Genomic DNA, 216 nt, shown 5'->3' with positions numbered 1-216 from the left:
TCATGGTGCAGAAGATGCGGCTTGGCCCGCCGGATGCCAGTGGCCGGCAAACCCCGGAAGTCATCGAGGGTGCGGACTATACCGAGTCGGCCGATCTGGTGATCAAGGCGCTGGGTTTCGAACCCGAAGACCTTCACACGCTCTGGGACCAACCCGCGCTGGCGCTGACAGGCTGGGGCACGGTGAAGGCCAAGTATGGCAGCGGCGAAACCAATC

General features: G+C 63.4%; 1 protein-coding gene. It reads left to right on the top strand.

The features are described 5' to 3' along the window. Positions 1–216: hypothetical protein (locus tag NLM59_RS11765; RefSeq protein ID WP_304417969.1), on the top strand; the 216-nt coding region annotated here is incomplete at both ends.

It is taken from the genome of Profundicola chukchiensis (assembly GCF_029664245.1).
Taxonomy (GTDB): Bacteria; Bacteroidota; Bacteroidia; order Flavobacteriales; family Weeksellaceae; genus Profundicola; species Profundicola chukchiensis.
Note: the sequence above shows the minus strand (reverse complement) of the source record. Positions and strands in the feature narration are given on the sequence as shown.